The organism is Sphingomonas jaspsi DSM 18422, from assembly GCF_000585415.1.
Classification (GTDB): Bacteria; Pseudomonadota; Alphaproteobacteria; order Sphingomonadales; family Sphingomonadaceae; genus Sphingomicrobium; species Sphingomicrobium jaspsi.
Map to the genome: position 1 here is coordinate 593,822 of NZ_KK073876.1, position 24,890 is coordinate 618,711.

The window sequence follows — 24,890 nt, forward strand, 5'->3', positions numbered from 1 at the left end:
GAGGGCGCGGAAACCGGCCTTCGAAGTGGCCGCACGCGATGCGTGGCGCGGGGCCGGGAGCCTTAATTGGCGTTGGCGACGGCGCTGCCGCCCTTGGCGTCCTTGTTGCACTTGGCAAGTTCGTCCGCGGCCAGCGCGCGGCCATCGGCAAGAAAGCTGTCGATACGCCCCGCCTTCTTGGCCAGGTCCTGGCACAGGACGACCGGGCGACTAAGCTCGGTGGTGCCGTGGCACGAGCCGCCAGCGCAATTCCAGCGAATGTCCTTACCGGTAATCTTGGCGTCGGCGGGCGCCGCCGCCGGCTTGGCGACGTAGCTACCGGCGAGCGCGGGGCTGGCAATGAGGGCGGTCGCGGCAATGGCGGCGAGCAGGCGGGTCATGGTGCCTCCGGAAATTGAGTTGCTGTTCGCAACTGTGTAAGCGATTCGCGTTGCAATCCGCAACTGTTATTTGCTGAACAATGGTGTAAGTTGCGCGTGGGAGAGATGTGCGTTGAACAGACATGTCGTGAATCCGATGCCGGATATTGAATCGTTTCGCGCTGCGGCGCTCCGCTGCCCCCTGCCGCCCGCAGTCGAACTGATCGGCGAAAAATGGGCCTTTCTCATCCTTCGCGGCGCACTCAACGGTCTGCAGCATTTCGAGCAGTTCCAGGCCGGTCTCGGGATCGCCCGCAACATCCTGTCGAACCGCCTTGCCAAGCTGGTCGAAGGCGGAATCCTGGAACGCAAGCCCGACCCGGATGACCGCCGCAAGGTGATCTACTCGCTCAGCGAAAAGGGCGAAGCCTTGCTTCCGGTGGTCTTGGCGCTTCGCCAGTGGGGCGAAGACTGGGGGCATGGCCGCCAGGAAATCATCCTGGCGGACCAGCGTGACGGCAAGCCTATCCGCCGCATTTGCGTTCAGGCGGAGGACGGTCGCGAACTCAAGCTGGAAGAGCTTATGTGGGTCGACCGGGCCACTGGCGCCAGCCTGAAGCACCCGCCAAAGCAGATCTAACGAAAAAGGGCGACCCGAAGGCCGCCCTAACGTCGTGCTTGCCTGTCTCGCGGCCAGGCTGTGCGCGATGGTTATTCGTAATCGCCGCCCGACGGGGTCGGACGCGGCGGCGCGGCGGCGGTGAGACGCAGCGCTTCGGCCGATTCGCTCAGCGACGCCAGTTCATCCGTCTCATCGTCTTCGTCGATACGGACCCGCTGCAGATTCGACACGATCGCTTCTTCGAGATGCTTCGGACGAACCGTCTGTTCGGCGATCTCGCGCAGGGCGACGACCGGGTTCTTGTCGCGGTCGCGATCGATGGTGAGGTCGGCGCCACCCGAAATCTGCCGGGCGCGCTGGGCCGCCATCAGCACCAGGTCAAACCGGTTGGGAATCTTGTCGACGCAATCTTCGACCGTCACGCGCGCCATTTGCCGCTCCGCACTTAAAAGGAAGGTGTTTTCGAAAGCGCGGGACTTAGGGATCGATGCCGCAAGAGTCAATGAAATCCGGTGGAACTTGCCCTTTGCACGCGCGCTGTTCATCTTGAGCAGGGACGATGAGCGACATGGAACATCCGCAAGGGCCGACGACCAACCGAAGCATCGGCGCGACCGTCGGCGACAATACGATGCTGCTGATCCCGAGCGGCCAGGAGCGGCTGAACCAGATCCTGTCGCTGATCGACAGCGCGCAGAGCGAACTCGCCCTGCTCTTTTACATGTTCAGCGATGACGTGGCGGGGAACGCCATCCTCGAAGGCCTGACCCGCGCCGCGGCGCGGGGCGTGAAGGTAAGGCTGCTGATCGACGGGTTCGGATGCGGCAGCGCGGACGCCGAATTCCTCGCCCCCCTGAAGGATGCCGGGGGACATTTCTGCATCTTCCACCCCAGCTACGGGCGCCGATACCTCATCCGCAACCATCAGAAGATGGCGATTGCCGATCGTCGGTTGGCGCTGGTCGGCGGGGCCAATCTCGACGCCAACTATCTGACCGACCAGGGGGCAGACCGCTGGCGCGACCTGTGGCTGCTGCTCGACGGTCCGGCCGTCGAGGAATTGTCCGACTACTTCGACGACGTTCACGCCTGGACGACTGGCAGCCGGAACCGCATCCGTGACCTTCGGCGGATCATTCAGCGCCATAGTCATGGCCAAGGACGGGTCAGTTGGCGCTTCAGCGGCCCAATGCGTCGCCGCAATCCGTGGCCGGGCACGATCGCGCGGGAAATCGACGCCGGAAAGCGGCTCGACATCGTCGCCGCCTATTTTGCGCCGTCATGGCCGATGCTGAAACGCATCGGTCGCCTTGGCCTGCGCGGCACCGCCCGCATCGTCAACGCCGCCAAGTCGGACAATAGCGCGACGATCGCCGCGGCCCGCCATACGTATCGCAGGCTGCTTCGGCGCAATGTCGAGATTTACGAATATCAGCCGGCCAAGCTGCATACCAAGCTCTATATCGTCGACGACGTCGTCCACATCGGCTCGTCCAACTTTGACTTCCGTAGCCTCTACCTCAACCTCGAAATCATGCTGCGGGTCGAGGACGCGGGTTTCGCGGACCAGATGCGGGCCTATGTCGACGCGGAAATCGCCGACAGCGTTCGCATTACGCCCGACCTTCACCGCCAGCGCGCAAGCCTGTGGCGGCGACTGAAATGGACCTTGTCCTACTGGCTGGTGACCACGGTCGACTATACGGTGACCAGGCGCATCAATTTCGGAATCGAATAGAGGCGTCAGTGCTGGCGCTGGCGATAGGCCCAGAAGAGGGTCGCCGGCGGCACGTTGATCCATTCGAAGCCGCGATCGATCTTCTCGAAATGCGGCGCGATGAAGTCGCGCACCTTGGGGCTGAACTGATAAACCAGGAAAGCGCCGCCATCACGAATGGCGCGGCCGGTGGCAGCGGCGATCGCATCGCCCACGCCGGGCGGCAGCGTCGAAAAGGGCAGGCCCGACAGGATGTAGTCGGCATGATCAAAACCATGGTCGCGGATGATCGCTTCGACGTCGGCGGCAGAACCATGGACGGCGATGAAGCGGTCGTCGTCGATGTCGTCGGCCAGATAATCGATGAAATCCTGATTGGTGTCGATCGCGATCAACTTCGCGTCGGGCGCCATTTTTTCGAGGATCGGCCGGGTGAACGTGCCGACGCCCGGTCCATATTCGACGAACAGTTTCGTGTTCTGCCAGTCGACCGGCTTCAACATCTTTTCGATCAGGATTTTGGAGGAGGGTATGATCGAGCCGACCATCACCGGATGCTTGATGAAGCCGCGCAGAAACTGCCACCGCGGATGCTTGCGCCCACGGCCGGCGCGCAGTGACTGACGCTGGTTCTTCAACTGGCTCACTCGGGTCGCGTTCAAGAACCGGCTCCGCAAAATCGCATTAATGACCGTTGCCGTTCGCAAATGCGAAGGCGCTTGGCAAGGCAAATGGACGGCTTTCGTCGCACCGAACCTGTCCCTATGTCGAAAAGATGCAGTTTGGACCCACCAGGCCGCGCATCGCCGCCAGCGCGCTGACCACGCCGCATTTCTTGCTGCTGTTCGCGGCCATGCTGGTCGCCGCCGCCGGTAACACGGCGCTGCAATCGGTCATGCCGGCCATCGGCCGGGACATCGGTATGTCCGATTTCTGGGTGACCATGTCCTATACCTGGTCGGCAATCCTGTGGGTGTCGCTGGCGCCATACTGGGCGCGGAAAAGCGATGTCCATGGTCGTAAGCGGCTGACCATGATGGGCGTCGGCGGGTTCGTCGTGTCCATGACGCTTTGCGGGCTGGCGCTTCTGGCGGGGATGAAAGGACTGATCGGACCGACGTTGACCTTTGTCCTGTTCGGGCTGTTCCGGTCGATCTACGGATCGCTGGGATGTGCGACGCCCAGCGCGACGCAGGCTTATCTCGCCTCGAAGACACGGCGCTCCGGACGCGTGCCGGCACTGTCGTCCCTGTCGAGCAGCTTCGGGCTCGGGACGATCGTCGGCCCGGCGCTGGCGCCCCTCTTCGTGCTTCCGTTCGTCGGACTGTCAGGCCCGATGTTCGCCTTTGCAGCCATCGGCCTCGTCACGCTGATTGCCGTCGCCCGCTGGCTGCCCGACGACAGCAAGCCTCGCCACGGCCGACGCGCCGGTCATGGTGCCGCCATGAGTTACCCGTCGCTGGCGTCCTCTCCGACCGGGGCCAGCGTGGTGGCAGCCACCAACCCGCGTGCCGCGCCGATGAATTGGTGCGATCGGCGGATTCGCAACTGGATCATCGCCGGGGTCGCGGCGGGCCACGCCCAAGCGGCTGCATTGAGCTGCATCGGCTTCTTCACCATCGACCGGTTGCACCTTGCCCCTCACGGGTCGGAGCAGGAAATCGCCATCGTCATGATGGCGGGTGCAGCGGCGACGCTGGCGGCGCAATGGGGACTCATTCCCCGTCTCAATCTGGCGCCGAGGTCGCTGATTCTGTGGGGATCGGCCGTCGCGGCCGCCGGCATGGTCGTCACCATGATGGCGTCCGATCTTTACGGTCTGGTGCTGGGCTTCGGCATCACCAGTCTTGGCTTTGGTTTTACCCGCCCGGGTTTCACCGGCGGCGCAAGCCTTGCCGTCCCGCTGACCGAACAAGGCGGCGTGGCCGGCGTGGTCACCGCCGCCAACGGCATTTCCTATGTCGCAGCGCCGGGTGTCGGCATGGCGCTTTATGGCATCGATCCGCATTGGCCATTCGCGGTCAGCGCGGCGCTGCTCTTGGCGCTGGTGCTGTGGGGGCGCCACCGACTGGCAGCGCCCCGACAGGATTAGGCCTTGTTGTCGTCGCCCTTGGTCGTTCCCTTGGGCTTGAGCATGCCCGGCATCACGAAGCCGATGCCGCCAACCGGCTTCACCGCGTCGGCCTTGAGCGTTTCCTTGATGCGGGCATAGTCGGCCAGCATCTCTTCGGTCACCGAAGGCCGGGTTTCGGTCAGCGCCTTTTCGAAATCGGCCATGGTGACTTCGCCGCCCTGCAAGTCGCGTCGAAGCGCCGTAAGACCTGCGCGTCGGGTCAGGTCTTCCAAGTCGGCACCAGTGAACCGTTCGGTCCGCCGTGCCAGGCTTTCCAGGTCGACGTCCTTCGACAGTGGCATGTCCTTCGTGTGGATTGCAAGGATGCGGCGGCGACCAGCGGTGTCGGGCGGGCCGACGTAGATCAACTCGTCAAACCGCCCCGGGCGCAGGAGCGCGGGGTCGATCAGGTTTGGACGGTTGGTCGCGCCAATGAGGACGACGTTGTTGAGCTCTTCGAGCCCGTCCATCTCGGCAAGGATGGTATTGACGACGCGTTCGGTCACCTGCGGTTCGCCAAGTCCGCCGCCACGGGCCGGCACCAGGCTATCCAGCTCGTCGATGAAAATCACCGTCGGCGCGACCTGGCGGGCGCGGGCGAACAGGCGGGCGATCTGCTGCTCGCTCTCGCCATACCATTTGCTGAGCAGGTCGCTGGATTTGGTGGCGATGAAGTTGGCTTCCGACTCCTTCGCCGCAGCTTTTGCGAGCAAGGTTTTGCCGGTACCCGGCGGGCCATAAAGCAGGAAGCCCTTGGCAGGTCGGATGCCCAAGCGCTTGAACGCGTCGGGATGCTTGAGCGGAAGCTCGACACCTTCTCGCAGCTTGTCTCGCGCCTCGTCGAGGCCGCCGATGTCGTCCCAGCTGAGGTTCGGCACCTGCACCATCACCTCGCGCATGGCGCTCGGCTGGACCCGCTTCAGCGCATTGTCGATATCGCTCTGTTCAACCGAAAGGGCGTCGAGAACCTCGGTCGGGATGGTTTCCTTGTTGAGGTCGAGCTTGGGCATGATCCGGCGCACCGCTTCGAGCGCGGCCTCGCGGACGAGCGCCGAAAGGTCCGCGCCAACAAAGCCGTAGGTCCGCTTGGCCAGGGCATCGAGGTCGACATTGTCAGCCAGCGGCATGCCGCGGGTATGGATGCCGAGGATTTCGCGTCGGCCTTTTTCGTCCGGAACGCCGACCACGATCTCGCGGTCGAATCGGCCGGGGCGGCGAAGCGCCTCGTCGATCGCGTCGGGCCTGTTGGTGGCGGCGATGACGACCAGGTTCTGGCGCGGTTCAAGGCCGTCCATCAACGTCAGCAACTGGGCGACCAGACGCTTTTCCGCTTCGCCGCTCACTTGGCTGCGCTTGGGTGCGATCGAGTCGATCTCGTCGATGAAGATGATTGACGGCGCGCTCTTGGCGGCCTCCTCGAACAGCTCGCGAAGCTTCTTTTCGCTTTCGCCATAGGCGCTGCCCATTACTTCGGGGCCCGCAATATGGAAGAAACGGGCGTCGCTTTCGTTGGCGACGGCGCGTGCGAGCCGGGTCTTGCCGGTGCCGGGCGGGCCGTGCAGCAAGACGCCCTTGGGCGGGTCGACGCCCAGCCGCTGGAAGAGCTCCGGGTGCCGAAGCGGCAGTTCGACCATTTCGCGCAGCGCGTCGATCGTGCTGCCCATGCCGCCGAGATCGTCGTAGGTGACGTCGGCACGCCGCTCCACTTTGGTGCCGTCGAATTCGGGCAGCAGCTCGACCACCGTGTCGGCGTTGATGTGGACGATGCCGCGCGGGCTCGCTGAAACCACCTGCAAGCGCACTTCCTGTAGCGCGAACGCCGGCGCATTGAGCAGCTGGCGGATGTGGTCGGGCATGTCGGTGTTGACCCGCTGGTGACCGGCGATCGCCACCGTATCGCCTTCGGTGAACGGGCGATCCTCGAAGCTGCGGCGGAGAGCCTCTGTCGAACCCTGCAGGCGGACATTGTTCTGGGCCGGAGCGAACACGACCCGGACAGCCGGACGGCTGACCGCCTTCTTCACCTCGACATATTCGCCGGAGCCGACGCCGGCGTTGGACCGCTGCAGGCCGTCGAGCCGAATAATGTCCAGCCCCTCGTCGTCGCCGTAATGGCGGATGGCGCGGGCGGCGGTCGAACGCTTGCCCACAATCTCGATCACGTCGCCTTCGTTGAGGCCCAGCTCCTGCATAAGCTTGCCGGGCAGGCGGGCGATGCCGCGTCCGCTGTCGGCGGGGGGCAGGTTGGCGACTTGTACCTTGCCGGTGATGGTTTCGACGTCAGCCATCGGCTTATCCAGATCCTTCTTATTGTTCGACAGGCCCCACAACGCGCCGCCTTGGAAACGGCGGCAGGGGGCCATCGGTTCAATCTGGGATCGAAACGGGCAAAAAAAAGGGCCGGGCGTCGCCGCCCGGCCGGAAGGATTCAGGAGAGGATGCCTCGAAAGGCAGGGTCTTTATCGCACTGCACAACGATTTTGGCAAGAGGGATTTCGCAGGTGCAGCATGAATAGGTATGCAAAGCGAAACGGGATTGAGAACGCTCACAATTTAATCGTGCCGGCGATCTTCCTCAGGATGCTGCGGGGTAGGAAGCGGTGCCCCTGCGCCCCCGCCTTGTTGGCAAAGCCAGGAATCACAACCGCCTTTCCGGCGTCGATGCCCTCCAGCCCGATTCGGACGACCTCGGGTGAGGTCATGAACATCTTGTCGACGACCGGATGGCCGCCGAACCCGGCCACTTGGCCGAATTCGGTCGCGGTCGGTCCCGGGCAGAGCGCCGAGACGGTCACGCCGTCGCCCTTTACTTCTTCGTGCAGCGCTTCGCTAAATGACAGCACATAGGCCTTGGTCGCGAAATAGACCGCCATGCCGGGGCCCGGCTGGAAGGCGGCGGTCGAGGCGACGTTGAGGATCTGACCCGAATTGCGCTCGATCATGCCCGGCATCACGGCGTGCGCCAGTTCGGTCAACAGGCCGCAATTGAGGTCGATCATCTGGCGCAGCCGCTTGCCGTCCTGCCCGACGAACTTGCCGGTCAGGCCGAAGCCGGCGTTATTGACCAACAGATCGACATGTTCGCCATGGGCGGCAAGGTCGGCCATCAACTTGTCCGCCGCATTCGGTTCGCTGAGGTCCAGCTCGACCGCGCGGGCGTTGCCGAGTTGGGCCGCCAGCGCGTCGAGCCGGTCCTTGCGGCGGGCGACCAGCACCAGCCGGCGGCCCCTGGCCGAAAGCTGGCGCGCGAAATCGACGCCAAGCCCTGCCGAGGCGCCGGTGATGAGGGCGACCGCTTCGGTCATGGTCAGGCCACCGTCGCCTTGACGATCTTGCCCGGGTCGCGCACGGGTTCGCCGGTCGGCAGCGCGTCGACATATTCCATCCCGCTCTCGACCTGGCCCCAGACGGTATACTGGTTGTCGAGGAAGCGGGCGTCGTCGAAGCAGATGAAGAACTGGCTGTTCGCACTATTCGGGTTCTGCGCACGCGCCATCGAGCAGGTGCCGCGAACATGCGGTTCGGCGTTGAATTCGGCCTTCAGGTCGGGAAGGTCGCTGCCGCCCATGCCGGTGCCGGTCGGGTCGCCGCCCTGCGCCATGAAGCCCGGGATAACGCGATGGAACACGACGCCATCGTAGAAACCGTCCTTTGCGAGGCCGGCGATGCGCGCGACGTGACCCGGCGCAAGGTCCGGACGGAGCTTGATCACGACGTCGCCGCCGGTCGAAAGGGTGAGGGTCAGGGTGTTGGCGTCGGCCATGGTCTTGTCCTTATCTGGGAAAATCTGGCCGCCATGTAGTCGTGCCTTGCCGGTTGCGCCAGTGGCCTAGGCGGCATAGGGAGGCGCGACGAACCACAAGCGGGCTGAGGGGAAGAGGCGCCATGAGCGACAGCGACATCATCGCCACCCCTCTGCATGAGCCCGAGACCCAGGTCGAAAACGATGCGGTGATGGACGAGGAAGACCGGCTGCGGCCGCGCTTCGTCCGCGAAGTGCTCGACGCCGTCGCCGACGGCGATGACGAGGAAGCGCGGTCGCTGGTCGCCGAGCTCCACCCGGCCGACATCGCCGACCTCATCGAATTGACGCCTGCGGACGAGCGCGGCGACCTTATCCAGGCGCTCGAAGGGCTGGTCGACGCCGACGTTTACGCCGAACTCAACGAATTCGTCCGCGAAGACGTCATCGACGAGATGGAGCCGCAGCAGGTCGCCGACCTCGCCGCCCAGCTCGATACCGACGACGCGGTCGCGATCATCGAAGACCTGGAGGAAGATGAGCAGCGCGCCGTCCTCCGCGCGATGGAGCCTTACGATCGCGCCGCGGTCGAAGAAGCGCTTACCTATCCGGAAGAAACCGCTGGCCGCCTCATGCAGCGCGACCTCATCGCGGTGCCGGAACATTGGACCATCGGCCAGGTCATCGACTACCTCCGGTCGGGCGAGGAACTGGCCGACGATTTCTGGGAAGTGTTCGTCGTCAATCCGCAGCACCATCCGGTCGGCACCTGCAAGCTGTCGCTGATCTTGCGCTCGCCCCGGTCGACCCCGGTCGCCGAGGTGATGAAGCGCAAGCAGACGCTGATCCCGGTCGACCTCGACCAGGAAGAAGTGGCGCTGAAGTTCCAGAAATACGCGCTCATCTCCGCTGCGGTGGTGGACCCGTCGGGCCGCCTGGTCGGCATGATCACGGTCGACGACATCGTCCACATCATTCAGGAAGAAGCCGGAGAGGACGCGCTGCTGCTGTCTGGTGCGGGCGAAGGCGACATCAACGAGCCGCTGGTCGACACCTACAAGGCGCGGGTGCGCTGGCTAGCGGCCAACCTGCTGACCGCGCTCGTCGCGGCGACCGTCATCCGCTTTTTCGAACATTCGATCGAACGCATGGCCATTCTCGCGGCGCTGATGCCGATCGTCGCGGGGGTCGGCGGCAATGCGGGCACCCAGACGCTTGCCGTCACCGTGCGTGCCATCGCGACCAACCAGCTTACCGGGTCAAACCATTGGCGTGCGGTGTGGCGCGAGATCCGCGTGGCGCTGATGAACGGATTGACGATCGCCGTCCTGATCGGGGTCGGCGTCAGCCTGTTCCTCGGCAGCTCCGAACTCGGTGTCGTCATCGCCGCCGCGATGCTGACCAATATCGTGATCGCCGGGCTGGCCGGCGTGCTGGTTCCGCTGGGGCTGGAGCGAGCAGGTGCCGACCCGGCGGTCGCTTCGTCGGTGTTCGTGACGATGGTCACCGATTCGATGGGCTTCCTCGTCTTCCTGGGCCTTGCGACGGCCGCGGGACTCGCCGGCTAGCGGCTTGAATTTCCGGGCATATCCCGCCACTTGGGCGGCGTGCCGCTTCATCTCACCAAGGTCGCCGTCAGCTGCGCCAGCGTGGAAACGCTGGAACGGCGGATCGCGTCGCGATCGGTCGGCGGAGAGGTTCGCGTTCCCACCCGGATGCGTCCCAAACGCGCCGACGAGCTGATCGGCGGCTCGCTGCACTGGATCGTCAAGCATCGCATCGTCGCCAAGATGGAAATCCTCAGGATCGAGGATCGCAGCGACGGCCGCATCGACTTCGTATGTTCGGACCAATTACAGTCGGTGGCACCCAAGCCCAAGCGCGCGCATCAAGGCTGGCGCTATCTCGAAGAAAAGGACGCGCCGGGCGTGGACGGCGACGGCAGCGGCCTCAGCGACCTGCCGCCGCGCCTGTACGGCAAGCTGGCTGCCCTAGCGTTGGTCTGACTAGCGTCAGTGCGGGTAGCAGCGGATTTCATACGATGTTTCTCCCCCGCAGAGGCGGAGCAAAACGTCGGTCGAAACGCCTCCCTATTCCTTGCAGCCCGATACGCTGGCCGAGCCCTGCACGCGAAGGGTGCAGCTGGGGTTGCCGCTCAGGGTCACCGACGCCACGCCGAATGCGTTGACCTTGGCGGTGTCGGTCGCCGTCAGCTGGATGAGCGAAGGGCCTTCGGCTGTCACGACCGCGTCCTTGGTTGACAGGCCTGCGGCGTCGATATTGACCGAACCGCGCGCAAAGGTGCTGGCCTTGAGGGTCTTGCCGGCGAGGCGGACCGTCCCAGACCCGCTGACCGACACCCGGAACTGGTCGACTGCGACGCTGTTGATCCTTGCAACCCCCGCGCCTTCGACATTCAGGTCGAAGCTTAAGCCCTTGACCTTGTCGATCGCCAATGTGCCGGCGCCGTTTAGCCACGCAGTGGACAAATCGTGCGTTCCGACCTCGACCACCACCAGGCCGCTACTACCGCCCGGATAACCGCCCCATGCATTGGCGTCGCGCCGGATGATGAGTGTGCGCCCGTCGACCTTGACCGATACATTGTCGAGCGCCGCGCTGTTCTTGCCGCTGGCTTTTGCGAACGGGGCCACGCCGGTCGTCAGGCGAACCTCGAAGGGGCCGTCGACGCGAATACGATCGAACCCGCTGACCCCGTAATTTCGGGATGCGCCGGGCGCGGCGGAGGCCGGCAGGCTGGCGAGCGCGATTAGAGCGAGAATGGGCAGACGAGCGATCATCTGCCCTATAGTCTGCGATCATGGTTAACGAACGGTCAAGACCGACGGCTGACCTCAGTGGCAGCTGACATTGCCCGAACCGGCCTTGGACACCGAGCATTTGGCGCCGCCGCCGATATCGACATCGCCCGATCCCATGATCGAAACCTTGGCCGTGTCGCTGGCCTGGGCCCGGACGTTGCCCGACCCGGCGATCGACACGTCAGCGGTCTTGGCCTTCACGGCGGACGTGTCAATGTCACCCGATCCGGCGATGTTCAGGTCGACCGAATCGGCCGCTCCACTCGCCATGATCCCCCCGGAACCGGCGATCGAAAATTTCAGAACGCCGCCGTTGGTCGCACCGATCTTGAGCGCGCCCGACCCGGCGACGTCGCCGTCGAAGTCGCCCGCGACCTTGTCGACGTCGATGTTGCCCGATCCGGCGATGCCCGCCTTGCGCAGAGCGGCAGTCGTTACCGTGAATTCGGCCTTGCCCGACCGCCAACTGAAGCGGATGCCCTTATGTTTCTTGGGCACGATCTTGAGCGTGCCGTCTTCGACCAGCACGTCGGTCTCGTCGAGCAGGGCCGAACCGCCCTTGGCCGTCGCGCCGGGTTGGCCGCCGGTGACGATCTTCACGTCATAGGGGCCGGCCACCTCGATCTTGTCGAAGGCACCGAGGGCATAGGTGCGATCGACAGCCGGACCGGCGTCGCGCTCCTCGCTATGTCCGGAAAAGTGGCAAGCCGACGACAGCAGGGCAGCGGCAGCGATGGCAACAGGACGGAACATTTCCTTCTCCTTGGCGTGTTGCCACAATAATACAGTAATGCGGTCGTCAGCGCAACCGGAAAGTCCGGTCGTTCAGCGCTTACACACCGAGGCGTCGTTGCCCGACTGGATGCGGGACAGCAAAGTTGCCTGACCGGCGTCGATGATCACCCCCGACGAGCCGCAGCGGCGGAGCTGGAATCGAACCTTGCGCGCGCGAAAATCGAGCGAGACGCGGCGGAAGGTCGACAAAAGGTCGGTGCCGAGCAGCAGGGACGGCTCGTCCTTCACCCCGAAGGCGGTAAAAGGCGGCACATCGGCAAAGGCCATCGGCACATTATTGAGCGTGACCGATCCGATCTTCAGTTCGGCGATGCGCGCCATTTGCAACTCGACGACCACACCGGTCACGCCCATCGCCTTGACCGACTGGAATTTCCGGCGGTTGCCGCGGATCAGCTTGTCGCGCAGGGCCAGGTTGCCGATGGTGATTTCCGATCCCGTATCGATGATCGCGTCGACGGGCAGGCCCGCCGCGCTCACCTCGGTCAGGATCAGCTGGCCGCGTTTCCGCCGTGCCGTCACGACGATCTCGCCGTCCAGCATCAGCGCCGGCCGCCGCGCGTCTTCCGATTTGATGACGCGCTTTTCGAAATCCATCATCAGCCGCTGCTCGACCAGCGCGTCGATACCGATCATGCCGTCGCCGCCCAGATCGTCTTCCTTCAACGCAGGAAGTTCGAGGTCGTTGATCTTGCTCGGCCCCAGCGTGAGTTGGTTGACTTTCACCCGGTCGACCATCGCGCTGGCGGTGGTGGCGTGGAGGATGGTCGGGGTTCCCAAGGGCAGCTGGAGTTCGCGGGCAATATTGAGCCCGACCACCGAACTGTCCGCGCCGCTGTCGACCAGGAAGCGGTACGGCCCGCGGCCGTTGAGCATTACCTCCACCGTCATGCGGGTAAAGGACTCGCGCGCGCGGATCTCTTCGCCCGCGATGTCCAGCTGGTTGTCGATCACGGCAGGCGGCAGGGTCATCGACGGGACCGTCGGCACCGTCACGGGCTTCCCTACCCGCGCAGGCGTTTCGGCGTTGGCGCAGTCCCCGCCGACCCACAGGCAGGCCATCGCCGTCGGAACCAGGAGCATGCTTCTTCGCACCGCCATCGCCTCCTTGCGGATGCGGTGAGACTAGGCCGACGCGGCCGATGCCCGCCATCGATTTTCGATGGACGGCGGACAACGAAAAAGGGCGCCCGGTGAGGGGCGCCCTTCTGTTCCGTCGAAGTCGCCTGAATCAGGCGTCTTCGCGGGTCTTGTGATGGATCACGGCAGCCTTGTTCAGGATCTCGAGGATCTTGACCAGCGCGGCCTTTTCGTCGGTCTGCTCCATCGCGCCGAGTTCGCGTGCAAGACGCGAGCTGGCCGCTTCGAAGATCTGCCGTTCCGAATAGCTCTGCTCGGGCGCATCGTCCGGGCGGAACAGGTCGCGGACCACTTCGGCGATCGACGTCAGGTCGCCCGAATTGATCTTCGCTTCATATTCCTGGGCGCGGCGCGACCACATGGTGCGCTTGACCTTGGGCTTGCCCTTCAGGGTTTCCAGCGCGTCCTTCATCGTCTTGTCGCTCGACAGCTTGCGCATCCCGACCGAATCCGCCTTGGCGACCGGCACGCGAAGCGTCATCTTTTCCTTCTCGAAGCGAAGGACATAGAGGTCGAGGCGGGTTCCGGCGATTTCGGTGCTTTGGAGTTCGACCACCCGGCCGACACCATGCTTGGGGTACACCACATAATCGCCAACATCGAAGCTAAGGGCCTTCGCCGCCATTTAGTCACCTTTCTCAAACGTCCACGCGGACACGCACTGACCTCGCCGTATCGCCCCCCAACAGCGACCCCCCGGTCCTGGCCATGCCTGACGTGGATTTTGATCCTGTATGAAACGACCGCCGCGGAAGGCGACGGCCTTGTGTCAATTATATAACAGAAAATGATTCAAATTTCGAGTCCCAGTTGTTTTGGTGCCTCGACGTCGGGATCGACGATCGAATGAAGGCCAAGTCCCAGCAATCTAACGCCTTTTGGAACTGGCAGGATCAGATCCAAAAGCGCCTGTCCGGCGGCTTCGAACGACACCTTGCCGGTTAACGGCGTAGTAAAGCTCTTCGACCGCGTAATCTGCGTGAAATCGGCATATTTCACTTTCAGCGTCACCGTGCGACCCTTTACTCCCGACCGCTCGATCCGCTGCCAGGCAAGGCCCGCCACGCGCTCGACTTCCCGGCGCAAATCCTCTTCCGTTAAATAGTCGACATCGAAGGTGCGCTCGGCGCTGACCGACTTGTAGGGGCGGTCGGATTTGACCTCCCGTTCGTCGATCCCGCGCGCGATTCGCCAGTACCAACGCCCCGATGACCCGAAATGGGCTTCAAGCTGTTCTAACGGCCATGCGGCCATGTCGGCGCCGGTCAGGATGCCCAGCCGCTCCATCTTGGCCGCCGTCACCGGCCCGACGCCATGGAAGCGCTTGACCGGCAGGGTCGCGACGAACGCCGGACCCTTGTGCGGCGGGATGACGCACAGCCCATCGGGCTTGTTCTGGTCGCTCGCCAGCTTGGCGATGAACTTGCAGTAGCTCACCCCGGCCGACGCCGTGAGCCCGGTTTCGGCCTTGATGCGGGCGCGGATTTCCTCTGCGATGGCCTTGGCCGTGCCCAGCCCTTTGCGATCCTCGGTCACATCGAGATAGGCCTCGTCGAGCGCCAGCGGCTCGATGAGGTCGGTATAGTCAGCGAAGATGGCGCGGATCTGCTGGCTGACCCCGCGATAGACGTCGAAGCGCGGCTTGACGAAGATGAGGTCCGGACAGCGCCGCTTGGCGGTGACCGATGGCATCGCCGACCGCACTCCGAACTTACGCGCCTCATAACTCGCCGCGGCCACCACCCCGCGATGCCCGCCGCCAACCGCGACCGGCTTGCCGCGCAAGGTCGGATCGTCGCGCTGCTCGACCGACGCGTAAAAGGCGTCCATGTCGACGTGGATGATCTTGCGGGCGGGGGCTTCGTTCACGCCCTGTTCTTATCGCGCGACGCGGGTGGGATAAAGAGTGCTAGGCCTTTGCAATGGCTGGCCAGTTCTGCTTAAGGGCGGCCAAACCTTTCGGACTCACAGGACCCGTCATGAACATCCACGAATATCAGGCCAAGGAATTGCTCGCGAAGTTCGGCGTTCCGGTACCCGCCGGCCACGCCGCGATGAGCGTCGAGGAAGCGGTCGCGGCCGCCAAGCAACTCCCTGGACCGCTGTGGGTGGTCAAGGCGCAGATCCACGCCGGCGGCCGCGGCAAGGGCAAGTTCAAGGAATTGGGTCCCGACGCCAAGGGCGGCGTCCGCCTGGCAAAGTCGATCGACGAAGTCCGCGCCCATGCCGAGGAAATGCTTGGGCGTACGCTGGTCACCATCCAGACCGGCGACGCCGGCAAGGAAGTGCAGCGTCTCTACATCACCGACGGCGTCGACATCGCCAAGGAATTCTACCTCGCGCTGCTGGTCGATCGCGCCACCGGCCGCATCGCCATCGTCGCCTCGACCGAAGGCGGCATGGACATCGAAACCGTCGCCCATGACACGCCGGAAAAGATCCACACCATCACCGTCGATCCGGCGACCGGCCTGATGCCGCACCACGGCCGCGCCGTCGCTGCCGCGCTCGGCCTTACCGGCGACCTCGCCAAGCAGGCCGCCAGCGTGACCGCCGGCCTCTACAAGGCGTTCCTCGGCACCGACGCCAGCCAAATCGAAATCAACCCGCTCGCCATCACCGACGACGGCAAGCTGATGGTCTTGGACGCCAAGGTCGGCTTCGACAGCAATGCCATGTTCCGCCACAAGGACCTGGCCGAGCTGCGCGACCTCACCGAAGAAGATCCGATGGAAATCGAGGCCTCGAAGTACGACCTCGCCTACATCAAGCTAGACGGCGACATCGGCTGCATGGTCAACGGCGCCGGCCTCGCCATGGCGACGATGGACATCATCAAGCTGAACGGCGCCTTCCCGGCCAACTTCCTCGATGTCGGTGGCGGCGCCAACAAGGAAAAGGTCACCGCGGCGTTCAAGATCATTTTGAGCGACCCCGCCGTGAAGGGCATCCTGGTCAACATCTTCGGCGGCATCATGCGCTGCGACACGATCGCCGAAGGCATCGTCGCGGCGGCCAAGGAAGTGAACCTCGACGTTCCGCTGGTGGTTCGCCTCGAAGGCACCAACGTCCAGCTGGGCAAGGACATTCTCGCCAATTCGGGCCTGCCGATCGTGTCGGCCGACGACCTGGGCGACGCCGCCCGCAAGATCGTCGCCGAAGTCAAACAAGCCGCCTAAGCTTTCAGGAGAGCCACTGCCATGAAGCTGCTCGTCGCCGTCAAGCGGGTGATCGATTACAACGTGAAACCGCGCGTGAAGATGGACGGAAGCGGGGTCGACCTCGCCAACGTCAAAATGTCGATGAACCCGTTCGACGAAATCGCGGTCGAAGAAGCCATCCGCCTCAAGGAAAAAGGCGCGGCGACCGAGATCGTGGTGGTCTCGATTGGCCCGGCCAAGGCGCAGGAAACGCTGCGTACCGCGCTGGCGATGGGTGCCGACCGCGCCGTGCTGGTCCAGACCGATGAAGAGAGCGTCGAACCGCTCGCGGTCGCCAAGATCCTGAAGGGTGTGGTCGAGGAGGAGGCCCCCGGCCTCGTCATCCTCGGCAAGCAGGCGATCGACGACGACAGCAACCAGACCGGCCAGATGCTGGCCGCGCTGCTGGGCTGGCCGCAGGGCACCTTCGCCTCCAAGGTCGAAGTCGCAGGAAGCGACGTCAGCGTCACTCGCGAAATCGACGGAGGTCTCGAAACGGTGAAGCTCGCCACCCCGGCGATCGTCACCACCGACCTTCGCCTCAACGAGCCGCGCTACGCCTCGCTGCCGAACATCATGAAGGCCAAGTCAAAGCCGCTCGCGACCAAGTCGCCCGGTGATTATGGCGTCGACGTCGCGCCGCGCCTCGAAACGCTCAAGGTGACCGAACCGGCGAAGCGCACCGCCGGGATCAAGGTCGGCTCGGTCGACGAACTCGTCGCCAAGCTTAAAGACATGGGAGTCGCGTAACATGAAGACGCTCGTTCTCGTCGAACATGACGGCGCGGCCATCAAGGACGCGACCCTCGCCACCGTCACCGCTGCCTCGAAGCTCGGTGAAGTCCATCTCCTCGTCGCCGGATCGGGCGTCGGTGCGGTCGCTAGTGCCGCCGCGCAGATCGCGGGCGTCGGCAAGGTTCACGTTGCCGACGGTGCACACCTTGAGCACCAGCTGGCCGAAGACGTCGCGCCGGTCGCCGCCGCGCTGATGGCCGACCATGACGCCTTCCTCGCGCCCGCCACCACCTACGGCAAGAACATCGCGCCGCGCGTCGCCGCGCACCTCGATGTCATGCAGATCAGCGACATCCTGTCGGTCGAAGGCGAAGACACCTTTACCCGCCCGATTTACGCCGGCAACGCAATCGCCACGGTCAAGTCGAAGGACGCGAAGAAGGTCATCACCGTTCGCGGCACCTCGTTCGAAAAGGCCGCCGCTTCGGGCGGTTCGGGCAGCGTCGAGAATATCGATGCCGGCGGATCGTCGGGCAAGTCGAGCTTCGTCGGCGCCGAATTGTCGAAATCGGAACGTCCCGAACTGACCAGCGCCAAGGTCATCGTCTCGGGCGGCCGCGCGCTCGGCAGCTCGGAAGAATTCCACCGGTTGATCGATCCGCTCGCCGACAAGCTCGGTGCCGCAGTCGGCGCCTCGCGCGCTGCGGTCGACGCGGGCTATGCTCCGAACGACTATCAGGTTGGCCAGACCGGCAAGATCGTCGCGCCGGAAGTCTATCTGGCGGTCGGCATCTCGGGCGCGATCCAGCATCTTGCGGGCATGAAGGATTCGAAGACCATCATCGCCATCAACAAGGACGAAGAAGCCCCGATCTTCCAGGTCGCGGACATCGGCCTGGTTGGCGACCTTTTCAAGATCGTGCCCGAGTTGACCGAAAAGCTGTAATGGCGGGTCCGGACCTCCACGGCCCGGACGCCCCCAGCACAGAAGCAAAGGCGCGCGCCAAGGCGAACGAACGCCCGGCGTGGCGAGCCCTGACCCTTGCCGACGTTGCACGCAGCGCGCGATTGGACTGGTCCTTTGCCGGGCTGATGGCCCTATCGGCCGCCATCGCCACACTGGGCTTATTGCAAAACAGCACCGCCGTTGTGATCGGCGCGATGCTGGTGTCGCCGCTCATGGGCCCGATCATGGCGATCGGTTTTGGACTTGCGGTGTTCGAAAGTCATTTGCTGCGACGCGGCGCCCAAACATTGGTCGTGGGCGCGTTCGTCGCAATCGTCGTGTCGGCGGTCATCGTCTGGCTGACGCCAGTCAAAAGCCTGACCGACGAACTGGCGGCCCGCACCAGCCCGACGCTGCTGGACCTGGGTGTGGCGCTGGTCGGTGGAATCGCCGGCGTCTTTTCCATCGTCACCCGCAAGGCCACGGTAATGGTCGGCGTGGCTATCGCCACGGCACTGGTGCCGCCGCTGGCGACGGTGGGCTACGGCTTCGTCATGGGGATGGGCGAGGTGGCCAGCGGCGCGGCACTCCTGTTCTTCACTAATACCGCTGCGATCGTTGCGGCTGCGGCGGCGGTGGCGATCATAAGCCGGTTCCGGCCCATGCTGACGCCCCAGCAGACGCTAGTGCAGACGGTCACCATCCTGACGGCGATCGGGCTGGTCGCCGTCCCCTTGTCCGGCGGCCTGCGGCGGATCGTCGAGCAGGCGAGGATCGAGCGGCTTGCCCAGACAGAACTTCAGGCAATGGTCGGGCCGAACGGCACCATCAGCAGGATTTCGACAACGGTCGACGCCGACCGTGTCCGTGTCGACGCAGTGATAATCGCCGACCGTTACGTCGTGGGTAGGGAGGAGCAATTGGCCAACGCGTTGCGCCGAAGCGGTCAAATCGCGTCGGCCGACGTTTCGATCATCCAGCTTTCGGCCGCTAGCGCTGCGGCGGTTGAGCGACAGAGCAGGAATGCGGCGGAATTGGCGGCGTGGGCAGCAGAACGGCGTGAGGCAGACGACATCGCCAAGGCATTGGCTGGGGTCGATGGGACGGACGCAGGCCGACTGACGATCGATTCACGCCTGAAGCGCGCGGCCATTTTTTCCGTCCAGGATCAACAGCCGTCAGTCGACACGCTTAGCCAGATTGCAGAACGATTTCCGCAGTGGGTCATCCTTCTCGACGGCTCGCCATGGGTGCCGCCACCAAAACCGCAGGCCGAAACGTCGGAAACTAAGCTTCAATCGTCCGGTTGATCAGACCCGAAGATTTCGGCGGCCTCGTCGAACTCTTCGTCTGCCACGCTAATCACAGGGGCGAACCGCAGCACCGCGAAGCCGACCAGCGCTGACAGGACGGACCCGGTAAGGATCCCGATCTTCGCCTCGTCGACCAGCAAGGCCGCGTCGGGGAAGGCGAGCGCACCGATGAAGAGGCTCATGGTGAAACCGATCCCGCACAGAATCGATGCGCCGTAAAGCTGGCGCCAGCTGGTGCAGGCCGGTTTGGGCGCGAGGCCGCCTTTTACGGCCAGCCAGATGGCGCCGAAGATGCCGAGCTGCTTGCCGACAAACAGCCCCAGCAGCGTCGCCAGCGGAAGCGGATCGCCCAATGCGTGCAGCCCCACATCCAGGGCGACGCCCGCTGACGCAAAGCCGAAGATGGGGACGATAGCGAACATGACCCACGGGTGGATCGCATGTTCCAGTCGCTTGAGCGATGAACGGGCTTCCCCACGTCCGAGGGGGATGGTGAGCGCGGCCAGCACGCCCGCGATGGTCGCATGCACGCCGCTGCCCAGCATGAGGTACCACGCGACCGCGAAGCCAAGCAGGTACGGCCATAGTCGGCGGACTCCGAACTGGGTCATGGCCGCCATGGCCAGGATCACGCCCAGCGCGCCGGCCAGCATCCATACGTCCAGCGCCGCCGTGTAGAACAAGGCGATGATCGCCACTGCGCCGATGTCGTCGACGATGGCGATGGTGACGAGCAGCAGCTTGATCGATGGCGGCGCATGGCGCCCCAGGATGGCCAGGACGCCGATCGCAAAGGCGATGTCGGTTGCAGCCGGAATGGCCCAGCCGTTCACGAGCCCCGGTTCGTGCCCGGCGACCAACAGATAGATGGCGGCCGGCAACGCCATCCCTGCCGCAGCGGCGATAAACGGCAGGCGCCGTTCGGCCGGGGTCGACAGACGACCGTCATACCATTCGCGTTTGACCTCCAGGCCGACCAGCAGGAAGAAGATCGCCATCAACCCGTCGGCGATCCAGTAGTGGACCGACATCTGGCCGAACCGCGGCATGACCGGGCCGACCTTCCATTCCAGCAGATGGTGGTAAGTGTTGGCCACAGGGCTGTTCGCGACGATCAGCGCCAGCGCCGCGGCCGCGATCAGCACGATCCCGGCGCGCTTTTCCATTTGTTGCTGGGCCAGGGTGTCGGATGCCATGCCGCTTGCTAGCGGCTGGCGTCGGACGGGTCTAGGGAAGGGATGGTGCCCAGGGACGGGATCGAACCGCCGACACTGCGATTTTCAGTCGCATGCTCTACCAACTGAGCTACCTGGGCGCACCGTCAAAGGGCCGGTCGGCCCCGCGAGCGAAGGGCCGTCTAGCGGTCGCCTTCGCCCATGTCCAGCCCTTCCGGATCGGCGGGCGGACCGGGAATGGCATATCCATCGCCAAGCCACTTCAACAGGTCGCGATCCTTGCATCCGCGGCTGCAGAAGGGCGCATATTCGGGCGCGGGTATCTTCCCGCACAGCGGGCAATCTTTCGGCTTATTCGGCATAGGCTTGCCACATGGCGAGCGTCGGGTCGGGATGCAAGCTGACTTCGCCGCCGACGCGAGCGGCCAGCGCGTCGACCCACTCGGGCTGAATCGCGCCCAGCACCGCAGGGTGCGCTCGGAGCCGGGTCTGGCCGACGCTGGACGACGCCGTGCGCAAAAGGTTCAGCGCTTCGAACGTAGGCCGATCCGCCGCCAATTCGAACAGCGAGGCATGCCGTCTTGGCCGCACGATCTGCATAAAACCGAAACCGTTCACCGCCGTTCGCTCGAAGGGCTGGGGCAGCGCAGTATCGAACGCGTCTGCGATCGCTTGCCGCTCGGCCTTGCCCGCCACGGTCGGAAAGTCGATGCCGATCGACCCGGCGATACCGTGCCTGCGGATCGCACGCGCTGCCGCCTTTGCCGACGCCTGCGCCAGTTTTGCCGTGGGCAGGGTCCCGTCGACGTCGATCAGGGTCATTGCCGGCGTCAGGAAAACGCGCAGCTCGCCGCCAGGAAAGGCAACGATGCCGTCGCGCGCATCGCTGATGAGGTCCTGCCATCCGGCATCGTCCATTTCGCCGGACGATGCGTCGATGGCCGGCGGCAGGGCGGCAACAGCATTTCCATCGGCTACCTTCGCCAGCGGCCGTTTCCAGTCCTCAGCGCCGCCCAGCGATTCGCGCGTGACCTCGATCGCCAGCGTCGCCCCTTCGATGACGCCCGCCGCGCCCTTCGGCAGCAGATATTCGGTGCCGGATACAGCAGCCAGCGCAGGTCTTCCCGCTTTGGTCAGCCTGGCCTCGAGGATGCTGCCGGCTGGAACGATGCCATCGCGCAGGATGCGCGCTTCGACGATCTCGCCGTCTTCGATCAGCGCGAAGCGGCTTTCGCCAATCCCGCGCTCGACCCGCCATTCAGGCAAGGTCATAGCCTGCGCTTTTCAGCAGGTGCCGCGTTTCGGCAAGCGGCAGGCCGACGACGTTGGAATAGCTGCCGGCGATGTGGCGGACATAGACTTCGCCATAGCCCTGAAGGGCATAGCCGCCCGCCTTGCCGCGCCACTCGCCATGACCGGCATAATAGTCGATTTCTTCCGCGCTCAGCCGCTTCATCGTGATCGTCGTTTCGACGACCCGGCTTCGCATGTTCCCGTCCGGTAGCCGAAGTGCAACGCCCGTAAGCACTCGATGGCGACGTCCGCTTAGCAGGTTCATGCATTCGCGCAGGGTCGCTTCGTCCTCGACCTTGGGCAGGATGCGACGACCGACCGCCACCACCGTGTCGGCGGCAAGCACCAGTGCGTCAGGATGACGAGCGACGGTCGCTGCCGCCTTCTCCACGGCCAACCGCAGCGCATGCGATTTCGGCAGTTCGCCCTTGGGCACGCTCTCGTCGATGTCGGCCGGGTCGACCGCATCCGGCGTGACGCCGATGCGGGCGAGGAGGTCGAGACGTCGGGGGCTCGCCGAGGCGAGGACCAGCTTCACTTAGTATCCCGGCGGGCGCTCGCGGCCGGGCATGAAGCGGTAGGTGATGCGACCCTTGGTAAGGTCGTAGGGCGTCAGTTCGACCAGCACTTCGTCACCGGTGAGGACGCGAATGCGGTTCTTGCGCATCTTGCCCGCGGTGTGGCCGAGGATTTCGTGACCATTCTCCAGCTCGACGCGGAACATCGCATTGGGCAGCAGTTCCACCACCCGTCCGCGCATCTCGAGAAGTTCTTCCTTGGCCATGCAATCCTTCAAGTCTTTAAGTTTGGTCGCAGCCCTTTAGCGGCGATGCGGCGCAAAATAAAGGCGGGCGGACCATTGTCGGTCCGCCCGCCTTCCGATCAGGCCGGATTATGCTTGGCGAGGAAGTCGCGGACTGCCTCGATGAACTGCACCTCGTCCTTTTCGAACGGGAAATGGTGCGTGTTCTTTGGCTGCTCAAGGTAGACGAAATCCTTGCCCTCGACCTTGCCAGCGTCCTTCAGCTTTTTCACCAGGTCGCGCGACTGCGAAACGGGAACGCGGTCGTCCTTGGCGCCATGGACGATCAGGATCGGGATCGAAAATTCCGCCGCGTGGCGCGCGGGGCTGATGTCGGCCAGTCGGCCCGCCGACCCGATGTAGGTCGCGCCATAGGCGCCAAGGTAATTCTTGTCATAGGCGACCATGTCGGGAAGGTCGTGGACGCCTGCGCCGCTGATCGCGCAGCGATAATATTTGCCGTCGCGCTGGGCGGCGCGCGACGCCGCATAGCCGCCATAGGACCAGCCCATGATGCAGACCCGCTTGGGATCGGCGATGCCCTGGCCGGCAAGATAGGTGATGGCATCGAGCAGGTCGTCCTGCATCGACGCGCCCCAGTTGCCGTCCGCCAGCTTTTCCCATGCCTTGCCGTAGCCGCTCGACCCGCGATAGTTTGGCTGGATCACCGCATAACCGAGTTCGGCCAATGGCTGCGCCCAGCGGTCGAAGCCCTCCTCATCGCGCGCCCAAGGTCCCCCATGCGGAAGCACGATCAGCGGCAGCGCCTTGGCCGGCTTGAGCCGGGGTAAGGTCAGGAACGCCTCGATCGATTGCCCGTCGCGAGCCTTGTAGCGGACGGTCTGGACCGGATTGAGGTCCATATCCTTCAGGCTGTTGTTGAGATAACCCACCATCTGCACCTGGCCGGTGCGGGTGTCGTAGAGGTAGTAGCTGCCGCGCTGCCGCGACGAGCCGACCATCACGAGAATCCGCTCGCGGGCCCGGTCGGCGGAAGCGATGTAGGCATTGCCCTTGCCGAACAGATCGTCCAGCCCGGCCTGGATTTCGGCCAGCCGCGGCGTGAAATATTTCCGCCGCGCCTTGGTGTCGGTCCAGGCGATGGCCTCGATCGCATTGTCGGCCTCGTTCGGAAGCACCGCGTCGATGTCGTAGCCCGGCACCGAGAAGATCTTCTTGCCGAGCTTCATCGTGTCGAGGTCGATTTCGAAGGCGGCGCTGTAGCCGTCGCTGCGGCTGGTCGCGATGCCGGTCTTGCCGTCAGCGAGGAAGATGCTCGGGACGACGTTGCCGTCGCTGTAGCGTTCCATCTTTTCGTCGATGATCGTCTTGAACGGCGACGACGCGTCCTTGCGGTACAGGACGGTGCGCTTGCCTTTCTCGCGGTCGGTTCCGAAGCCAAGCCGGACGACGCCGTTGCCGTCGGCTTCCCACGCGCCGACAACCGGATTGCGTTGCTGGACGATGGTCTGCTTGCCGGTTTCGAGGTCGACCTCGATCACTTCGGGATTGAACAGCCGCTCATAGCCCTTGCCGGCGCGGAAGCGCGAAAGAAGGATCCGCGGCCGGCCTTCGTGGCTGCGCCACAGGATGTTGTTCGCCGACAGGAAACTGTCGTCCCAACCCAGCAGCGTCACCTTCTTGGTGCGGGCGTTGTAGTTGATGAGGCGCAGGACGTCGGTCTTGTCGCCGTCGATGGCCGTATATTCGGCGAGGGTGATGATGAGGTTCTGGTCGTCGAACCAGCTCCAGTCGATCACCCGCTTCTGGCCATAGCCCATGAATTCGCCGTCGCGGGCGACGAGGTTGGGCTTGGCGTTGGGCTGCGCCAGGTCGATGATACCCAGCACCTTTTCGTCGCCGACGCGCAGCTTGGCCGCGATCAGCTGGCCGTCCTTGCTCAGCTTGGCGCCCGACAGGGCTGGAAACTGCGCGAAGGTCGCAACCGGAATTGGCGTTGCCGGTGCCTGCGACGACGGCGCCTGGGCGTTCGCGCTGATGGCGCAGCCGGCAAGCAACAGTGCGCTCCAACAGAATTTCATTTTGTCCCCCTCATCCCTATTCGGCGAGGGCAAGTCTATCGGTCGCGGCGTTGGGTTCAACCCAAAGACAAAGG

26 protein-coding genes and 1 tRNA gene are annotated in these 24,890 nt (G+C 64.3%); 9 read left to right on the top strand and 18 right to left on the bottom strand.

The genetic code is table 11. The features are described from left to right. Positions 1 to 62: 62 nt before the first annotated feature. Positions 63 to 380, bottom strand: coding sequence for a CC_3452 family protein (locus G570_RS02985; RefSeq protein ID WP_037498994.1), 318 nt, complete (start codon positions 378 to 380; stop codon positions 63 to 65). A gap of 136 nt (positions 381 to 516) precedes the next feature. Between G570_RS02985 and G570_RS02990 the strand changes: the two genes are divergently transcribed. Then, complete coding sequence (locus tag G570_RS02990) at positions 517 to 999, top strand: winged helix-turn-helix transcriptional regulator (protein WP_051503981.1); 483 nt, start codon at positions 517 to 519, stop codon at positions 997 to 999. 71 nt (positions 1,000 to 1,070) lie between these two features. On the opposite strand, the gene rpoZ is transcribed toward G570_RS02990, so the two are convergent. After that, positions 1,071 to 1,412: a DNA-directed RNA polymerase subunit omega gene (gene rpoZ, locus G570_RS02995; RefSeq protein ID WP_037498997.1), complete on the bottom strand. Its 342-nt coding sequence runs from the start codon at positions 1,410 to 1,412 to the stop codon at positions 1,071 to 1,073. 128 nt (positions 1,413 to 1,540) lie between these two features. On the opposite strand from rpoZ, the gene G570_RS03000 reads away from it, so the two are divergent. Then, positions 1,541 to 2,719 carry a phospholipase D-like domain-containing protein gene (locus tag G570_RS03000; RefSeq protein WP_051503982.1) on the top strand — a complete coding sequence of 393 codons (1,179 nt, stop codon included), beginning with the start codon at positions 1,541 to 1,543 and terminating at the stop codon, positions 2,717 to 2,719. Positions 2,720 to 2,724: 5 nt separating this feature from the next. Here G570_RS03000 and G570_RS03005 read toward each other — a convergent pair whose 3' ends face one another. Next, the gene (locus G570_RS03005) at positions 2,725 to 3,246 is read right to left on the bottom strand and encodes a class I SAM-dependent methyltransferase (RefSeq protein WP_245600314.1); all 522 of its coding nucleotides are present in this window, start codon (positions 3,244 to 3,246) and stop codon (positions 2,725 to 2,727) included. A 227-nt stretch (positions 3,247 to 3,473) separates the two neighbouring features. On the opposite strand from G570_RS03005, the gene G570_RS03010 reads away from it, so the two are divergent. Further along, entirely contained in the window at positions 3,474 to 4,790 is a 1,317-nt protein-coding gene (locus G570_RS03010) for an MFS transporter (RefSeq protein ID WP_051504502.1), read from the top strand. On the opposite strand, the gene G570_RS03015 is transcribed toward G570_RS03010, so the two are convergent. From G570_RS03015 to G570_RS03025, 3 genes are all read right to left on the bottom strand, one after another. After that, the gene (locus G570_RS03015) at positions 4,787 to 7,099 is read right to left on the bottom strand and encodes a CDC48 family AAA ATPase (RefSeq protein ID WP_037503572.1); all 2,313 of its coding nucleotides are present in this window, start codon (positions 7,097 to 7,099) and stop codon (positions 4,787 to 4,789) included. The two genes, G570_RS03010 and G570_RS03015, sit on opposite strands and share 4 nt — an antisense overlap. Before the next feature lie 258 nt (positions 7,100 to 7,357). Then, positions 7,358 to 8,116 carry an SDR family NAD(P)-dependent oxidoreductase gene (locus G570_RS03020; protein ID WP_037499003.1) on the bottom strand — a complete coding sequence of 253 codons (759 nt, stop codon included), beginning with the start codon at positions 8,114 to 8,116 and terminating at the stop codon, positions 7,358 to 7,360. A gap of 2 nt (positions 8,117 to 8,118) precedes the next feature. Further along, on the bottom strand, positions 8,119 to 8,574 hold the full coding sequence (locus G570_RS03025) for a peptidylprolyl isomerase (RefSeq protein WP_037499005.1): 456 nt from the start codon (positions 8,572 to 8,574) through the stop codon (positions 8,119 to 8,121). 122 nt (positions 8,575 to 8,696) lie between these two features. On the opposite strand from G570_RS03025, the gene mgtE reads away from it, so the two are divergent. Continuing rightward, positions 8,697 to 10,121, top strand: coding sequence for a magnesium transporter (mgtE, locus tag G570_RS03030; RefSeq protein WP_037499008.1), 1,425 nt, complete (start codon positions 8,697 to 8,699; stop codon positions 10,119 to 10,121). Positions 10,122 to 10,160: 39 nt separating this feature from the next. After that, the gene (locus G570_RS03035) at positions 10,161 to 10,559 is read left to right on the top strand and encodes a DUF1489 family protein (protein ID WP_037503575.1); all 399 of its coding nucleotides are present in this window, start codon (positions 10,161 to 10,163) and stop codon (positions 10,557 to 10,559) included. An 84-nt stretch (positions 10,560 to 10,643) separates the two neighbouring features. On the opposite strand, the gene G570_RS03040 is transcribed toward G570_RS03035, so the two are convergent. From G570_RS03040 to dinB, 5 genes are all read right to left on the bottom strand, one after another. After that, complete coding sequence (locus G570_RS03040; RefSeq protein ID WP_037499010.1) at positions 10,644 to 11,354, bottom strand: GIN domain-containing protein; 711 nt, start codon at positions 11,352 to 11,354, stop codon at positions 10,644 to 10,646. A 54-nt stretch (positions 11,355 to 11,408) separates the two neighbouring features. Then, positions 11,409 to 12,128, bottom strand: coding sequence for a head GIN domain-containing protein (locus G570_RS03045; protein WP_037503579.1), 720 nt, complete (start codon positions 12,126 to 12,128; stop codon positions 11,409 to 11,411). Between the two features lie 72 nt (positions 12,129 to 12,200). Then, positions 12,201 to 13,253 carry a retroviral-like aspartic protease family protein gene (locus G570_RS03050; protein WP_037499012.1) on the bottom strand — a complete coding sequence of 351 codons (1,053 nt, stop codon included), beginning with the start codon at positions 13,251 to 13,253 and terminating at the stop codon, positions 12,201 to 12,203. A gap of 148 nt (positions 13,254 to 13,401) precedes the next feature. Next, positions 13,402 to 13,935 (bottom strand): CarD family transcriptional regulator, encoded by a 534-nt coding sequence (locus tag G570_RS03055; protein WP_037499015.1) that lies wholly within the window; start codon positions 13,933 to 13,935, stop codon positions 13,402 to 13,404. Between the two features lie 167 nt (positions 13,936 to 14,102). Next, a complete protein-coding gene (gene dinB, locus G570_RS03060; protein WP_051504504.1) occupies positions 14,103 to 15,140 on the bottom strand; it encodes a DNA polymerase IV in 1,038 nt (345 codons plus the stop codon). A 149-nt stretch (positions 15,141 to 15,289) separates the two neighbouring features. Between dinB and sucC the strand changes: the two genes are divergently transcribed. The 4 genes from sucC to G570_RS03080 are packed head-to-tail and all read left to right on the top strand — an operon-like array spanning position 15,290 to position 19,501. After that, positions 15,290 to 16,489: an ADP-forming succinate--CoA ligase subunit beta gene (sucC, locus tag G570_RS03065; RefSeq protein WP_037499019.1), complete on the top strand. Its 1,200-nt coding sequence runs from the start codon at positions 15,290 to 15,292 to the stop codon at positions 16,487 to 16,489. A 21-nt stretch (positions 16,490 to 16,510) separates the two neighbouring features. After that, positions 16,511 to 17,260, top strand: coding sequence for an electron transfer flavoprotein subunit beta/FixA family protein (locus tag G570_RS03070; RefSeq protein ID WP_037499022.1), 750 nt, complete (start codon positions 16,511 to 16,513; stop codon positions 17,258 to 17,260). A gap of 1 nt (position 17,261) precedes the next feature. Further along, positions 17,262 to 18,191, top strand: a complete 930-nt coding sequence (locus G570_RS03075) for an electron transfer flavoprotein subunit alpha/FixB family protein (protein ID WP_037499025.1) — start codon at positions 17,262 to 17,264, stop codon at positions 18,189 to 18,191. After that, entirely contained in the window at positions 18,191 to 19,501 is a 1,311-nt protein-coding gene (locus tag G570_RS03080; RefSeq protein WP_051503984.1) for a DUF389 domain-containing protein, read from the top strand. Before G570_RS03075 ends, G570_RS03080 begins: the two co-directional genes overlap by 1 nt. Here G570_RS03080 and nhaA read toward each other — a convergent pair. From nhaA to G570_RS03115, 7 genes are all read right to left on the bottom strand, one after another. Then, positions 19,486 to 20,700 (bottom strand): Na+/H+ antiporter NhaA, encoded by a 1,215-nt coding sequence (nhaA, locus tag G570_RS03085; RefSeq protein WP_051503985.1) that lies wholly within the window; start codon positions 20,698 to 20,700, stop codon positions 19,486 to 19,488. The two genes, G570_RS03080 and nhaA, sit on opposite strands and share 16 nt — an antisense overlap. A gap of 43 nt (positions 20,701 to 20,743) precedes the next feature. After that, positions 20,744 to 20,819 (bottom strand) — tRNA-Phe (locus G570_RS03090). Positions 20,820 to 20,861: 42 nt separating this feature from the next. Continuing rightward, positions 20,862 to 21,041, bottom strand: a complete 180-nt coding sequence (locus tag G570_RS03095) for a DNA gyrase inhibitor YacG (RefSeq protein WP_037499028.1) — start codon at positions 21,039 to 21,041, stop codon at positions 20,862 to 20,864. Then, positions 21,031 to 21,951, bottom strand: coding sequence for a hypothetical protein (locus G570_RS03100; RefSeq protein WP_051503986.1), 921 nt, complete (start codon positions 21,949 to 21,951; stop codon positions 21,031 to 21,033). Before G570_RS03100 ends, G570_RS03095 begins: the two co-directional genes overlap by 11 nt. Beyond that, positions 21,938 to 22,510 carry a Maf family protein gene (locus tag G570_RS03105; protein WP_037499031.1) on the bottom strand — a complete coding sequence of 191 codons (573 nt, stop codon included), beginning with the start codon at positions 22,508 to 22,510 and terminating at the stop codon, positions 21,938 to 21,940. The genes G570_RS03100 and G570_RS03105 overlap by 14 nt, the downstream gene beginning before the upstream one ends. Beyond that, positions 22,511 to 22,756 carry a translation initiation factor IF-1 gene (gene infA / locus G570_RS03110; RefSeq protein WP_037499034.1) on the bottom strand — a complete coding sequence of 82 codons (246 nt, stop codon included), beginning with the start codon at positions 22,754 to 22,756 and terminating at the stop codon, positions 22,511 to 22,513. 98 nt (positions 22,757 to 22,854) lie between these two features. Continuing rightward, complete coding sequence (locus G570_RS03115; protein WP_037499037.1) at positions 22,855 to 24,816, bottom strand: alpha/beta hydrolase family protein; 1,962 nt, start codon at positions 24,814 to 24,816, stop codon at positions 22,855 to 22,857. Between the last annotated feature and the right edge of the window lie 74 nt (positions 24,817 to 24,890).